A 15312-nucleotide genomic window follows, 5' to 3' on the forward strand; every position below is an offset into this window, starting at 1 on the left:
TATCCTAGTTCAGCTTACTTAGATAATCGACAAATTGTTGTTCATCCCAAGTTTCAATACCTAACTCAGCGGCTTTCGCTAATTTTGATCCCGCTTTTTCGCCGGCAATCAGTAAATCAGTTTTTGCCGAAACACTGCCTGTCACTTTCGCGCCAAGTGCCTGCAGTCTCGCTTTCGCTTCACTTCGTCCCATTTGACTTAAGGTGCCTGTGAGTACAATGGATTGACCAGCAAAAGGTTGTTCGTCTTCATTGGGTGCCTCTATCTCAGGCCAATGAACACCCGCATCACTTAATTGACGAATGATCTTAACGTTAGCCTCTTCTCCCATAAAATTAACGATATGCTCGGCGACGACGCCCCCGACATCATTAACTTCGATTAGCGCGTCATGATCAGCAGCAATTACCGCATCCAAGGTTTTGAAATGCATGGCTAAGTTTCGCGCGGTTGCCTCCCCTACTTCACGAATACCCAAGGCATATAAGAATTTAGGCAAGGTCGTCGATTTCGCAGCATCGATGGCTCTTAATAAGTTAACCGCAGACTTATCTCCCATTCTTTCTAGCGCAACCAAATCGGGTAGCGATAAATTAAAGATATCTGCAGGTGTATTAATGAGTGCTTTATCGACGAGTTGATCGACAATTTTGTCGCCCAAGCCCTCAATATCAAAGGCTTTTCGCGAAGCAAAATGCTTAATTGCTTCTTTTCGTTGGGCTTGGCAGACCAAACCACCGGTACAACGCGCGACTGCTTCTCCTTCGAGCTTTTCAACATGTGATTCACAAATTGGGCAAGCCACGGGGAATACAATATCTTTAGCATCGCTTGGCCGCTTGGATTGAATGACTGACACCACTTGTGGGATCACGTCACCTGCGCGACGAATCACCACCGTATCCCCAATTTTAATATTCAGGCGCTCAATTTCGTCTTGATTATGCAAGGTTGCATTAGATACGGTCACGCCACCTACAAAAACTGGTTCGAGTCTCGCAACGGGTGTGATTGCACCCGTACGCCCAACCTGAAACTCAACATCATTTAATATAGTCATTTCTTCTTGGGCGGGGAATTTTTGCGCCATCGCCCAACGAGGTGCTCTGGACACAAAACCTAATCGCGCTTGAAGTGACAAATCATCGACCTTAAATACCACACCATCTATGTCGTAAGTTAGGGTATCTCTTATCTCAGCGACACGCTTAAAATACCCTAAACACTCGCTCGCGCCGCTAACTTTGCCACTTTCTGGGCATATGGGTAAGCCCATTTCTGCTAGCAAGGCTAAACGCCCGCTATGAGTCTGTTCATTGGCAATATCACCACCTTCAAGCACGCCTACCGAATAGGCGTATAACCTAAGAGGGCGACTGGCGGTAATTTTGGAGTCGAGCTGTCGCAATGCACCTGCTGCTGCATTTCGAGGATTGACAAAAAGTTTTCCTCCGCTCTTGCGTTGCTGATCGTTTAGCGCCTCAAACCCTGCTTTCGGCATAAACACCTCACCCCTGACTTCTAGGCGAGTGGGAATAGATGCGCCACGTAGACGCAGAGGTACATTGGCTATGGTTTTGACATTCTCGGTTATGTTTTCACCAACTTGACCATCACCTCGGGTAGCGGCTTGCACTAGAATGCCGTTTTCATAAAGAATGGACACAGCCAGACCATCCAATTTAGGCTCACAAGCAAACGTGATCGTTTCGCGCTGATTTAAGCGATCCTGTATCCGCTGTTCAAAGTCATGCAGATCTGCATCCTCAAAACCGTTGTCCAGAGACAACATGGGTATTTCGTGCTGAACTTGCTCAAACTTTGACAAGGCTTTACCCCCCACTTTTTGAGAGGGTGAATCAGCTGTTTTGAGTGCGGGATATTGCTTTTCAAGTGCAATCAATTGGCGCATTAAGCGATCGTATTCCGCATCAGGCACACTGGGTGCGTCTAAGACGTAGTATTGATGAGCAAATTCTTCTAATTGTTGTTTGATATTGTCGTAGTTAGCTTGTTGGCTTTCGATTGTCATGCTAGGTAATAGTGTCAATGTGAGTGTTTATGCGGTTAACTATTGTGTTAACTTACGGCGTTCAAATTCGCGAATGCGCTCTGCGTATTGTTGCAAACTTTGTTTGCTAATTGGGACTTTGTTCCCGTCAAGTATTTTGCCACCAAATTCTTCCGATAGCTTACGCGCGGCATTATGCATCATGTTAAACACTTGTTGAGCGTCACCGTCAATGGGTAACATCATGAACAGGGCAATACCTTGGGTAGAAAAGTTTTCCATATTATCGATATCGAATACGCCAGGTTTAAACATATTCGTCAAACTAAACAGTATGGGACCTTTTCCATTAGTGTTCACGTGTCGATGAAAAATATCGTGCTCACCAAACTTAAAGCCAAGAGTAAGCAGCATCGGTAATAAGGCCGCACCCGAGATGGCTTTGTCGTTGGGAGTTTGGACATTTAATATTAATACATCAGAGCTGACTGTCGATTGACCCTTATTGCTCGCCGCGCTTCTTGTACTATCGGTGTTCTGCTTACTTTGAGTATGCTCTGCTTTGGCTTGTGTACTGTCAAAATCAATTCGCATCTGATCATCTGCGGATTTTTTATCGGTAATAACAGGCTCTTTTCTAATTTTTTCAGCCACTGTTTTCTTATTCCGCCGAACAAAACGCTTGGCTTGCTCAGTCAAGCTGAGCTCTTTTTTGGGTTTCTCTATTTCGTTTTTTTCAGTATTTTTTGCTCGCAATGAAGCGACAGTCGGTTGCTCGAATGCTTCAGCATCCAAGCTGAATTCTGGGCGCGGCATTTCAGGCGTCGCGGCTTTCGGTGCAAGCGGTTTATCTGTGTTCGCGCCCTCTTCGTCAGCTATTGAAGACGCATGCTGAACAGCGTCTTTTTTCAATAAAAACGCGGGAGGTTCAGGTATGTTATCATCCTGTATCGCTGACTCTACCCTATTTTTCGCAAACTCAGGTTTAGGTTGTGTCACAACACCCGAATATATCGGGGCTTGTACTGAGTTTTCTGTTTCCCCTTCTTCAGGTATTTGTGTTACTTCACTTTTATCGCTACCTTGCCCGTCCTGAGAGTCTGCAGAGTCAAGCGCATCTTTTGTCTCGCTGTTATCGAAATGTTGGCTTGTTGGCTTAGTTTCTACTTCACTGTCTTTAAACGTCTCATCCTTATTACCCTCTTCACTCTCATCCTCGTTTGCAATTGCACTCTCCGCCTTATCCTCAGTGCTTTCTATACCCGATACAGGTGTGAATGAGTTAGTGAGTTTGTCGTCTTCCCCCATACTGCTTGTTTCAGTGTTGGAAGACAGCGTATCCACGGTGTTAGAAGACGCTGACGAACCTGTTTTTTTGCTCGGATCGTCAATGACCCTAGCGGAACTGATCACCACATCATCATATTCAATGTCTTCATCGCTCTCACTGAAGGTTGGTTCCCAATTTTTACGTGTCTCGTAGTTGCTTGGGTTGTGGCGTTTATTGTTTCTTCGAGTAGACCAAATACCGTGTACTAACACACCAATAATAAACAGACCGCCGATGATAAACAGTGTAATTTGCAGCTCTTGTTGCATAACAACCCTTTTCTTTTACTTCTTATTCTGCAATTGCTAAGGCTTCTTCCATATCTACAGAAACCATTCTAGAAACACCAGGTTCTGCCATGGTTACACCCGTTAGATGTGTTGCCATTTCCATTGCTACTTTGTTGTGTGTGATATAGATAAATTGCACCGTTTTCGACATTTCTGCAACTAGTTTACAGAAGCGCCCCACATTTGCATCATCCAGTGGCGCATCCACTTCGTCGAGCAAGCAAAATGGCGCAGGATTCAATCTAAATATAGCAAACACTAATGATAATGCGGTTAAGGCTTTTTCTCCACCAGATAGTAACTGAATTGTGCTATTTTTCTTTCCTGGTGGTCTTGCCATAATGGTGACACCCGTTTCGAGTAAATCATCTTCCGTCAAAGCTAAATAAGCAGAGCCTCCCCCAAACACCTTGGGGAACAGTGATTTTAAGTCGTCATTTACCTTGTCAAACGTTGCCTTAAAACGGCTGCGTGTTTCTTTGTCAATCTTGCGCATTGCGGCCTCTAACGTGTCAAGCGCCAGTGACAAGTCGTCGTTTTGAGAGTCGAGGTGTTGCTTGCGTTCTGCTTGCTCTTCGTACTCTTCTACTGCTGCTAAATTAACGGCTCCAAGACGCTGCAATGCAGCGCTGACTTTTTCGAGTCTGTCTTGGTATGCCTGTTCATCTGCGTCCTCGGGTAAGTTATCCAATACGTCTTTGATAGACTGCTTCATTTCGGCTAATTGCTCGATAAACGACTGTGCGCGAACCCTCGCTGTTTCGCCTTGCAACCTTTCACTTTCAATCTCTGCTTTGAGCGCATCAACACGTGCATTTATCCCTGCTTGCCCTTTTTCAATATCACTGATTTGTTCTTCAACTTTTGCAAGCTGTAATCCTTCAGAGCGCTGCTTTTCAGCCAATGACTCTTTTTCTTGCAACATCGTCTGTAGCTTTTCATTTTGCCCTTCTGTAGGCATCAGCAAGGTTTCTGCTTCTTCCCTTAACAAACTGAGCTTTTCAGTAAAGTCGTTCATTTGTTGAGATTTGTTTCGTTTTTGTTCATTCAACATTTGATACGAATTTTGCAAGCGCTGCGTCATTAAGGCCTGTTCGTGCGTTTTTCTTTGTATTTGATTGTGTTGTACATTGATGTCTTGAATTTGTCTGCTGCGTTGCTCGCGCACGGCATCTCTTTCCTGCCGCTCGTCCTCTAATTCTGCGACTTGTACACTCAGCTCTTCAATCTGTTCATTGATGAGCGCTAAGCTTTCTTGTTCTTCTAGTAAGGTTTGTGTTTGCTTGTCTAATTCTTGCTGAACGCGTTGTCGGCGTTGCTGCTCTTGCTGTTGACGCATTTTCAATAATTGCCATTGGCTTTCTAGATGCTGCGCTTTTTGCTGAGACTGCCGCAGTGCCTCGCTAGCATTATCGAAAACAAGCTGTGCACGGCTAACAGATTGTCTACTTGTTTCAAGTGTGGCTTCTGCGTCTGATATTGATACATCTAGGGCATAGAGCTCTGCTCGAATGTTTCGCATGGTCGCCGCACGTTCCACCTTGCTGTCTTGCTGCAGCTCACCGGTAATCATAGTACCAGTAAAAATCCATCGCCCGTCTTTTGTTATTATGCTTTGCTCGGCTTGTAATGACGTATAATAATTTTCTAGCGCAGACTCGTTCGAAGCGACAAAAATACTGTTAAAAAAAGCGGGAACGCGTTCTTGAGTGATTAATGCTGCTAAAGTATTCGGCGTTTTTTCGACAGTAAAGTAGCGACTAAATAAGACAGATGTGCTCGTAGATACAGACAAATCCATCTCTAATTGCGTATCGCAGACAAGCGCGTCACCAAACAGGCGTAACACGGTCTCAAGTGCTTTTTCATAGCCTTCTGGCACACTAAACGCTTGCCAAACTGGACGAGACACGTCTTGCAGATTCGCGGGTAGCTTGTTTTTGTTAGAGGCCTGCATCGCCGACAAAGTATTGTACTGCGCTTGCAAAGTTAACTGCTGCTTTTCCAGATCACGATACCTGGCTTCGTTTTCAGTTTCGTTTTTCTTCACTTCGTTAAGTGCTGACTGGGCGCTGTCTTTACCTTCTTCTTGTGTAAGCAAGACGATGTTTGCTTCCTCGATTTGTTCTTTCAATAAGCAAGCTTCTTCATCTCCTTCATCAACAAACTCAGCCAGTTCATTATTTAGCTCGGTAATTCTCGTTTCTGTGCGCTGTTGCAAACTCAAGGTTTGTTGCATATTTCCATGCAATTTCTGCAATGCTTGTTTTTGTTGTAAATACGCTTCATCTTGCAGTTTGTATTCTCTATTTAAGGTTTCCAATGCTGATTCAGCGTCTTGTTTACGTAGGCTAATATCCTCCAATTGCTCTTCGAGTGTGAGTTGTTCAGGCTCTGCTTCCATGAGTTGCTGCTCGGTATTGTCTAACTCAAGATCAAGTGCGGACAACGCCAGTTTTACTTCACCTGATTGAATCGATATCTGTTCAATTTCGACTTGAATTTGTGAGCCACGTTTTTTTGCAAATAACTGAGATTGTTCTAACTTGGTAATGTCATTTCCCAAAGCGTAAATCTGCTGCTGAATATCACTGATATTTTGTTTGCACATGACCTGCTCATTTTTTAAAGACTGCAAACCAGATTCATCCTGTTGCTTGCCAGCCATCAAATCATTGAGCTGCTCGCGCAATGCCAAAATGATTTTATCTGATTTTTTTACTGATTCGGTCTGTGCAAGCCAACGCAGCGTTGCTAGTTGCGCTTTTAGGCTCCGCTCTTCTTGTTTTAATTCTTTATATTTGGTCGCCGCTGCTGCTTGCCGTTTTAACTTTGCTAATTGTTCACCTAGCTCGGCACGCACATCTTCCAAACGTGCTAGGTTATCTTTGGTATGTTGAATCCGCGTTTGTGTTTCTTTTCTTCGCTCCTTGTACTTTGATACTCCTGCTGCTTCTTCAATAAATACTCGTAGTTCTTGAGGCCGAGATTCGATTAGCTTAGAAATCATGCCTTGCTCAATAATGGCGTAGCTGCGAGGTCCCAAGCCGGTACCTAAAAATAAATCGGTTATATCGCGACGGCGGCACTTAGCGCTATTGAGTAAATAAGTAGAAATCGCATCTTTGGTGACGATGCGTTTGATGGACAGTTCGTTATATGCAGCATATTCGCCAGCGATCCGCCCAGAGGTATTGTCAAAAACCAGCTCTACCGAACATTGCGAAACCGGTTTTCGTGCGCTAGAACCGTTAAAAATGACGTCAGTCATGGCATCGCCACGTAAGTTTTTTGCCGAGCTTTCGCCCAAGACCCACCTCACCGCGTCAATGACATTCGATTTTCCGCAGCCGTTAGGCCCGAGTATCGCTGTCATATCACCGGGGAAAGGAATAGTCGTCGGATCAACAAAAGATTTGAAACCCGCTAGTCGAATTCTTTTTAGCCGCATTATTAACTTAGTTTGCTTGAAATTTGCGTTTAGCTATTTCTTTAACTGTTGTTTTCCTTCATTTTCTGCAAACTTTCAAGTGCTTTTTGTTGTTGTTCGACTCGCTAACGGTGATTTTTTCAAATTTTTGCCTTTGCGCTTGTGTTTCTCTTGAACTTTTCAGTTAACACAAGGCGAGCATCCTTTACTAATGCTGAGTTAGTGGCGCAACACCTGAACGATTTCGTTCGCGCTTTGTAAGCGACGAATATCATTGAATAATACCTCTGCTTCTGAATACTGTCGCTTCATGTACCCTAACCACTGTTTGATGCGGTTAGGGTAGTACCTACCCTTATCACCAAAAATTTCGTATCCAGAATAGTCGATTAGTAGTTGCTTAACCTCTGCCCACTGCATAGGATTTTGATTAAATTTAATACACGCGGCTAAATTTGGTAGTGCAAGCGCGCCTCGGCCGATCATAAGATGAGGGGTGTTGGATTGTTCAACACAGCGTTCGGCGTCAGATTTCGACCAAATTTCACCGTTTGCAATTACCGGAATATCAATAACTTGGCGGATTTTAGCAATCCACTCCCAATATGCAGGGGGTTTATATCCTTCTACTTTAGTGCGAGCATGCACCGTCAACAAATTTGCACCGGCTTGTTGTATCGCATATGCGTTTTCTAAGGCCAGTGCTTTATCGTCAAAACCAAGCCGAATTTTTGCACTTACGGCTTGGTCTTTTGGCACAGCTGATCTTACGGCCGTAACAATCTCATACAGTACATCGGGTGTTTTCAGTAATACGGCACCACCTTTTGATGTATTCACCGTTTTAGCCGGACAACCAAAATTTAAATCGATTCCCGGAGATCCTAAGTCAACCGCTCTAGCTGCATTTTCGGCGAGCCATTCGGGGTGTTGTCCAAGTAATTGCACTCTAACCGGTGTACCTGAAGGGGTTTTTGCACCAAAACGCAGTTCAGGACATATTCTGTAGTACGTTTTTTCGGGAAGCAATTGCTCAACTACACGCACGAACTCCGTAATGCAATAGTCAAAACCACCTAAACGCGTGAGCATGTCTCGCATGAGATGGTCTACTACCCCTTCCATAGGCGCTAAATACACTTGTGACTCAGAAAACATAGTTGTGACTCGCATAGTGAATGAGAGTAGTCGATGGCTAAGCTTAGTCGTAACCAATACTTACATACAAAAAAACCACCATAGCGGTGGTTTTTTTGTATTTGGCGTCCCATAGGGGATTCGAACCCCTGTTACCGCCGTGAAAGGGCGGTGTCCTAGGCCTCTAGACGAATGGGACATCAACTTGTTTGCAAACCATGGCTTGCGTTCACCGCACAGATTACAGGCCTAGTGTAAGTGTGCTGAATATGGCGTCCCATAGGGGATTCGAACCCCTGTTACCGCCGTGAAAGGGCGGTGTCCTAGGCCTCTAGACGAATGGGACAAAAATCTTTAACTTAAAATGCGCTGCATTTTAGATTTTTGTAAAACTAAGTATTTTATTAATCGCTGAAAGGCCTAGTTTTCAGTTAGTCTATACAGACAAATTACTTAGCGTTACGGCTATCACCCTGCTTGAATTACAAGCAATTTGGTGGAGCTAGACGGGATCGAACCGTCGACCTCTTGCATGCCATGCAAGCGCTCTCCCAGCTGAGCTATAGCCCCAGTCTTTGGAGCTGTTTTCTTACCTGAAAAGTAAGTTTGCTACAGTTCCGTGACAGCGGGGCGCATTCTAGGCATCAGGCCGATTTATGTCAACGGTTTTTTTAAGAATTTTCGCGATTTTCAATAAATTCTATCGCTTTGCTTATTCTTTCTACAACTTTTGTTTGTTCAAGCAACACAAGGGTTACATCCAAGGAAGGCGAGTTGCCAGAGCCTGTTACCGCCACCCTTAAAGGCATACCGACTTTGCCCATGCCAACCCCCAATGCCTCTGCGGTTTGATTGATCGCTTGTTGAATGTTTTCTGCCGTCCAATCCGATAAAGCAGCCAAATTTGCACTCACCGCAAGTAAGTTTTCTTTTACTACTGGACGCAAATGTTTTTTAGCGGCAGCAGCATCAAACTCTTCAAAATCCTCATAAAAATACCGACTGATTTGCGCAAGTTGTTTTAAGGTTTCTACGCGCTCGGCTTGCACAGATACAACGTCCGATAGAGCCGGTCCTTGACTTGTATTTATCCCTTGCTCAGAAAAATGCCAAGCTGCGTGCTCCGCCACCTCTTCTGGCGGCAGTGTTTTTATATAATGCTGATTAAGCCAAATAAGCTTTTCGCTATTAAATGCGCTGGCAGACTTACTAATATTATCTAGACTAAATAGCTCTACCATTTCATCCACGCTAAATACTTCTTGATCCCCATGCGACCAACCCAGCCTGACTAAATAGTTGATTACCGCTTGTGGCAAATAGCCATCATCGCGATACTGCATAACACTTACCGCGCCGTGACGTTTAGATAGTTTTTTCCCATCATCACCAAGAATCATTGACACATGCGCATACTCGGGCACTGGTGCATTGAGTGCTTTTAATATGTTAATTTGACGAGGCGTATTATTGATATGGTCTTCTCCACGCACAACGTGTGTGATCCCCATTTCCCAGTCATCAATCACCACACAAAAGTTGTAAGTGGGTGCGCCGTCAGTCCTGCGAATGATCAAGTCATCTAGTTCTTCATTGGCGATGCGAATTTCCCCTCGCACGTGATCCTTAAAAACAACCTCTCCTTCTTTAGGATTTTTAAACCTGATCACATATGGCTTGCCAATAGGATGGTCAGTACGATCTCGCCACGTGCCTGGGTAGCGAGGCTTTTCTCCACGCTTTTCTTGCTCTTCTCGAATCGCATCCAGCTCTTCGACTGTCATGAAGCACTTGTATGCTAATCCTTGTTCTAATAGTAGGTCGATATAGTGCTCATACCGGTCAAAACGAGCGGTTTGATAATATGGCCCTTCGTCATGCGTCAGACCTAACCACGTCATCCCGTCTAGAATCGCTTGTTTTGCATCTTCAGTTGAGCGTTCTATATCGGTATCTTCAATACGCAGTACAAACTTCCCACCTTGGCTTTTTGCATACAACCAAGAATAAAGCGCTGTGCGCGCGCCACCGACATGGAGATAACCCGTTGGGCTGGGGGCAAATCGAGTAACTACAGACATTTATTTTTCGTCTCTTAATTCTGTTGAACATAAATTGGCGGGCATTTTACCCGTTTATTTACGTATTCTAAAGCCTTATACCGCGCAAGATGTAAAGTATTGCATGGTGTCGAAACGAAGAGGGATGGCGTTTTTTTATTCACTCAAACGTTTTTTTTAACTTAGTTATTGACACGCAAGCGTTCAACTCTATAATACGCCTCCACTTGCTAGCGACAAGCTAATAGCAAGTAACGGACGCTTAGCTCAGTTGGGAGAGCACCGCCCTTACAAGGCGGGGGTCACTGGTTCAAGCCCAGTAGCGTCCACCACTTCTTCTCTACCCTCTAGAGTTGAAGAAAATTCTGAATTGGACGCTTAGCTCAGTTGGGAGAGCACCGCCCTTACAAGGCGGGGGTCACTGGTTCAAGCCCAGTAGCGTCCACCATCTTTTATTTCAAGAAACATTCTTAAAATGAATTAAGGCCATAATTCTTAGTCCTTTAAACGAGGCTGGCTGAAAACCCTGTTAAAGAATAATATGATTAATATTAAGTTTTTGTATTTACGTGGCCTTATTTGTTTACTTCTTCTTGTCAGTGCTATTTTTATAGATGTAAGTATATTTGTAAAAGCGGTAGCGTTGATTATTTTTGTTGTTAACGCAATCTGGTCATATAAACAAATACAAAAAAGTATTGAATCAAAGTAAAGTCGACAAAGGCTGGCACGATCGCTTTTGCAAAAGATGCCACCTTTGTATTCTATCGCTGCTAAATAACCTCAACTAGGCATAAGCAACTCCGTCCAGCCACACCCTAAATACCAAACTCTACACATCCCACTGGGGACACCAATCTTCATCGACTAAACGTAAGCCTCGTTCTAGTTTGCGAATAGCTAGGATTTCCTGCTTTGATAAGTGTATGTCAGTCGATGCTAAGTTTTGCTGACTGCGCCACTTATTGGTAGATGAGGGAATAACGATATGCCCTTCTGCCAATAAAAATGCCAAGGCAATTTGTCCGCTGCTAGCCGAATGATTTTCAGCTATTTGACAAAGGACTGTATCGTTTATCAATGCCCCTCGCGCTAGAGGAGAATAAGCGGTTGTGCTAATACCTAACTGTTTGCAATAGTAAACAATCGGTTTATTTTGCATATAGGCGTGAATCTCAATTTGGTTATTAACAATAGCATCGCGCCCTAATACGTCGATAGCGGTGTCCAAATATACTCGTGTAAAATTGGAGACACCTACATATTTGGCATAACCAGCCTCATATGCCTCGCCCAGTTGACTGATGTAGTCTTGCGCTTGGTACTCATCATGCAACGATGGAAAATGCAACAATAGCAAATCTACCTGCTCAACTTGTAAATCAGCCAAGCTTTTTTCTACACTGGGTTTAACACAGTTTGGTGCGAAATTGACGGGATCTACTTTAGTGGTAATAAAAACCGCTTCTCGACTTATACCCGAAGCTTGTATGGCGGCGCCTACTTCTTTTTCGTTAGCGTAAGCCTGCGCGGTATCTATGTGTCGGTAACCCAATTCAATTGCGTCGGACACTCCCGCATATGCTTCATCACCAGAACGATTCCATGTTCCATAGCCCATTGAAGGAATACTTTGTCTAAAACTACTCATTTTTTTACTCTCTGAAGCTACTGGCACTTTATTTCATCACCAACATATGATGTATTAGATAAGGTCTTGAAGTAGCCGTACAAATTAAAATAATGATCAATCATCCCTTCTACATTGGCGAATGGCAAGTTACTCCCTCAGAAAATGCGCTTCGCAAGGGCGATACAATCAAACAGCTTGAGCCAAAGGCAATGGATGTGTTGGTCTTGTTGTGTAAACGCAATACCGAAGTCTTGAGTGCCGATACCATAATTGATGCTTGCTGGGGCAACGCAGATGTTGGTGACAACCCTGTGCATAAGGCCATCACGCAAATACGCAAATCGTTGGGTGACAAAGCTTCAGCGCCGACTTACATCGAAACCATTCGAAAACGCGGTTATCGCGTTATTGCGTCACTTAGCTTTCCTTTTGAGCAAGATAACACACTCGTTAAAACGGTATGGCGAGGTGGCTCACCTTTTCCCGGCTTAAGCGCGTTTGAATCAAAAAATGCAGATGTATTTTTTGGACGCAGTGAACAAGTTGTCAAGGTTATTGAACGTATATCCCAACAAGTCTCTCGCAATTATGCCTTTACGTTGATCCTAGGCCCCAGTGGAGTTGGCAAATCCTCGCTGATTAACGCAGGGATATTACCCGTACTTTGCCACCCCAATGGTTATAACGGCTTTAGAATACTTAGCCACGTTAGTATTGATTTTGCTGTTCTTACCGCGAGCTCTGTTTTCTTGGATATAGCTGGTGCGTTGCTGGACTGGGAAATTGATCAGATTCCAATTTTTGAAGGTTATAGCGCCACTAAGCTAGCGACAGTGTTGCAAGAAGACCTTGAGGGTGTCATCGCTTATTGCCAAAAAGCATTGGCTTTGAATAAGCCAGCGGAATCATTCCAAGCCAATAATATACAAACAAGCAAGCAATATTTGAGTATTTGCTTCGAACGCTTGGAAATATTCTTGTCTTCCTCTGAATACTCAACAGAATTGCGTCAAGCAATACTGCAAATTATCGAGCGTTTTGCATGTTCTGGCTGTATTCTAGTCATCAGCGCTTGTCGAAATGAGTTTTACCCTCTGCTCGCTAGCCATCCAATTTTAATGGCAGGCAAATCAGGCGGTTCACATTTCGACTTGGAAGCCCCTGACTATGCCTCTCTCTCGCAAATGATCAGGCTGCCAGCATCTGCCGCGCAACTCTCTTGGGAAAAAGACGCGGTAAGCGGTGTGCATTTAGACGAAATGATTGTAAAAGACGCCTTTAACAATCCAGATGCACTACCCATGCTCCAATACACACTTCAGCAACTTTATTTGAGGCGTAACGACGACAAACAACTACTCATCAACGAGTACAATAAATTAGGTGGATTAGAGGGGGCAATCGGGCAAAAAGCCGAAGAGGTGTACAACACTTTACCCCAAAATCATCAACAAGAATTTAGTTTTGTGCTCTCACTTCTGGTAAGTTTACAAGTCAGCGACGAGAGTATTACAAGCAAAACGGCTTATTGGTCACAGTTAAATACCGCAAATCAACGTAACTTTGTGCAAGCCATGATTGAAAGCCGCCTTTTTACGTCTCATTTATTCAAAGGCGAACCTTGCTTTAGTGTGGCACATGAGGCACTGTTGCGATGCTGGCCTCGCGCCAATCAATGGATAGCGGCGCACAGAGAAAACATTTTACTCAAGCGGCAACTTCACGAGCAGTCCACTCATTGGCTGAAGGAGAGCAAAAGCAAAGCCTTCTTGCTGAGTAGTGGTAAGCCTTTGCAACAAGCCTTATTACTCAAAGCAAATAAAGCATTTACGCTTGAACCGCAAGAACACGCATATATTGATGCTTCAAAAGCGCGCAGCAAGCAAAACAAATGGCTAAAACAGGCTGTGATTGCCCTGTTGTGTGGGCTAACAATTTTGTCTGTTGGCATGAGCTACAAAAGTCAACAAGTAAGCTACTTGGCGCAACAAAAACAGCTTGAGGCAGAAAATTTGCTTGGCTTTATGGTCGGCGAATTTGCCGACAAACTGCGTAGTGTAAGGCGAATGGATTTACTAGATGGTATTAGCAATAAAGCCATTGAGTACTTTGCTGCGCAAGACACGGCATCTACATCAAGACTGCCTTGGTTGTTTGACAATCAAGTGCATGGCTTTAATACACGTTTTCAACACTCTCAAACCTTAGCGGCCATGGGGGAAGTCGCATATTCTCGTGGTAAAACAGACGAAGCGCGCCAAGCATTCGAAAAAACCAGCGCGATTTTGCAAGCACTCTTACTTGAACATCCCAATAATCTTGAGCTCTTAAGGGTTGCTGGTGCGAATGCCTTTTGGCTGGGGCAATTGGATTACGATGACAACAATTTAAAACGCGCCGAAACGTTTTTTTTAGCTTACTACGAATACAGCCAACGCATGCATGACATCGCGCCCGAAAGTGAAGAGACTATTCAAGAATTATCAGATGCCAATAGCACCCTAGGCGCTTTGTATTTTCAACAGTTTGACTACTTAAAAGCCAAAGCTTCATTTAGTAATGCTCTGAACTACGCGAATTTACTACCGAGTTCAGAACATGGTAATGGAACGGTATTGTCGAATAAAGCTGGAGTATACAATTGGTTAGCTGAAGTAGAATACCAATTAGGCAATCTTAGACCAGCTTTGGTTTATCACCAAGAAGCGCAAGCACTCAATGAGGAAATTTTACGAGCTTCCCCAAATGATGCATACGCCCTAGAAACCCTCGCCTATTCACTGTGGTATCAATCACTGCACTTGTATTTACTGCAAGACTATAAACTAGCCGCTCAAAAAGCCGCTATGGCGCACAAAGTTTTATCTGAAGCTTTTTATCAAGATCAGGGCAATAAGGCATGGCAAGAAGAAACCCGTAGATTGTTACTCTTCAAGTTATTGCTTTCAAGCTATAACGACAATACGCTATTTGACAACTTAGTAAGTGACTTACAGGAATTGTCTGTAGACAAAGTATTTTGGCACCCTACGCCCACAAAAGAGTTGATTTATTTGACGAGGGTCTACCAAAAACACGGACGTTGGGACTTAAGTAACGAACTCTTATCAACAATGAGCGATAAGTACACCGCATTAACCGAGCAAGCCAACCCAACTCTGACTGAATGGCTTAGGTTCGCGGAATTCAAATTGTTAGAAGCCAAACAATATCAGTACAAAGGTAAAGCATCAAAAAAAATAGAAAGCTGCCATTTGGCAAAAGACTCACTTGTTTCATCAATGAATAAAAGCAATGACCCAATTTTATTGCTAGCGTATGTCCGTGCAAATATCTGCACCAATACTTTAGACGACGTCGAGGAGGAGCTGGAGATTTTAGAAAACATGGGGATTGTCGATATTGCTCTGTAGGCCGATTC

The 15312-nt window shown here is 43.9% G+C and carries 7 protein-coding genes and 5 tRNA genes; 3 read left to right on the forward strand and 9 right to left on the reverse strand.

What is annotated here, in order from left to right; translation table 11 throughout:
• Positions 1-4 precede the first annotated feature (4 nt).
• The 8 genes from ligA to gltX all read right to left on the reverse strand — a co-directional run bounded on the left by ligA (position 5) and on the right by gltX (position 10279).
• Positions 5-2032, reverse strand: a complete 2028-nt coding sequence (ligA, locus tag ACFOHL_RS01390) for an NAD-dependent DNA ligase LigA (RefSeq protein WP_376918560.1) — start codon at positions 2030-2032, stop codon at positions 5-7.
• 39 nt (positions 2033-2071) lie between these two features.
• A complete protein-coding gene (gene zipA / locus ACFOHL_RS01395) occupies positions 2072-3610 on the reverse strand; it encodes a cell division protein ZipA (protein WP_376918411.1) in 1539 nt (512 codons plus the stop codon).
• Positions 3611-3632: 22 nt separating this feature from the next.
• Entirely contained in the window at positions 3633-7082 is a 3450-nt protein-coding gene (gene smc / locus ACFOHL_RS01400) for a chromosome segregation protein SMC (RefSeq protein ID WP_376918412.1), read from the reverse strand.
• A 198-nt stretch (positions 7083-7280) separates the two neighbouring features.
• A complete protein-coding gene (locus tag ACFOHL_RS01405) occupies positions 7281-8219 on the reverse strand; it encodes a tRNA-dihydrouridine synthase (RefSeq protein ID WP_376918413.1) in 939 nt (312 codons plus the stop codon).
• Positions 8220-8321: 102 nt separating this feature from the next.
• Positions 8322-8397: transfer RNA gene (locus tag ACFOHL_RS01410), tRNA-Glu, on the reverse strand.
• Positions 8398-8468: 71 nt separating this feature from the next.
• Positions 8469-8544: transfer RNA gene (locus ACFOHL_RS01415), tRNA-Glu, on the reverse strand.
• A gap of 148 nt (positions 8545-8692) precedes the next feature.
• Positions 8693-8768 (reverse strand) — tRNA-Ala (locus ACFOHL_RS01420).
• Positions 8769-8869: 101 nt separating this feature from the next.
• Positions 8870-10279: a glutamate--tRNA ligase gene (gltX, locus tag ACFOHL_RS01425; protein WP_376918414.1), complete on the reverse strand. Its 1410-nt coding sequence runs from the start codon at positions 10277-10279 to the stop codon at positions 8870-8872.
• A 235-nt stretch (positions 10280-10514) separates the two neighbouring features.
• Between gltX and ACFOHL_RS01430 the strand changes: the two genes are divergently transcribed.
• A tRNA-Val gene (locus ACFOHL_RS01430) sits at positions 10515-10590 on the forward strand.
• A gap of 40 nt (positions 10591-10630) precedes the next feature.
• Positions 10631-10706 (forward strand) — tRNA-Val (locus ACFOHL_RS01435).
• A gap of 384 nt (positions 10707-11090) precedes the next feature.
• Here the strand turns inward: ACFOHL_RS01435 and ACFOHL_RS01440 are convergent.
• Positions 11091-11909 carry an aldo/keto reductase gene (locus tag ACFOHL_RS01440; RefSeq protein ID WP_376918415.1) on the reverse strand — a complete coding sequence of 273 codons (819 nt, stop codon included), beginning with the start codon at positions 11907-11909 and terminating at the stop codon, positions 11091-11093.
• Between the two features lie 92 nt (positions 11910-12001).
• Here ACFOHL_RS01440 and ACFOHL_RS01445 point away from each other — a divergent pair, with 92 nt between their 5' ends.
• Positions 12002-15304, forward strand: coding sequence for an nSTAND1 domain-containing NTPase (locus ACFOHL_RS01445; RefSeq protein ID WP_376918416.1), 3303 nt, complete (start codon positions 12002-12004; stop codon positions 15302-15304).
• The last annotated feature ends 8 nt before the right edge of the window (positions 15305-15312 follow it).

Origin of the sequence: Agaribacter flavus, assembly GCF_042646125.1 — a bacterium.
GTDB lineage: Bacteria > Pseudomonadota > Gammaproteobacteria > Enterobacterales > Alteromonadaceae > Glaciecola > Glaciecola flavus.

What these genes read in the sequence shown, in the direction of transcription:
- smc (WP_376918412.1), bottom strand. Translation starts at nt 7,082, where the DNA reads ATGCGGCTAAAAAGAATTCGACTAGCGGGTTTCAAATCTTTTGTTGAT.
- zipA (WP_376918411.1), bottom strand. Translation starts at nt 3,610, where the DNA reads ATGCAACAAGAGCTGCAAATTACACTGTTTATCATCGGCGGTCTGTTT.
- ACFOHL_RS01405 (WP_376918413.1), bottom strand. Translation starts at nt 8,219, where the DNA reads ATGTTTTCTGAGTCACAAGTGTATTTAGCGCCTATGGAAGGGGTAGTA.
- ACFOHL_RS01440 (WP_376918415.1), bottom strand. Translation starts at nt 11,909, where the DNA reads ATGAGTAGTTTTAGACAAAGTATTCCTTCAATGGGCTATGGAACATGG.
- ACFOHL_RS01445 (WP_376918416.1), top strand. Translation starts at nt 12,002, where the DNA reads ATGATCAATCATCCCTTCTACATTGGCGAATGGCAAGTTACTCCCTCA.
- gltX (WP_376918414.1), bottom strand. Translation starts at nt 10,279, where the DNA reads ATGTCTGTAGTTACTCGATTTGCCCCCAGCCCAACGGGTTATCTCCAT.
- ligA (WP_376918560.1), bottom strand. Translation starts at nt 2,032, where the DNA reads ATGACAATCGAAAGCCAACAAGCTAACTACGACAATATCAAACAACAA.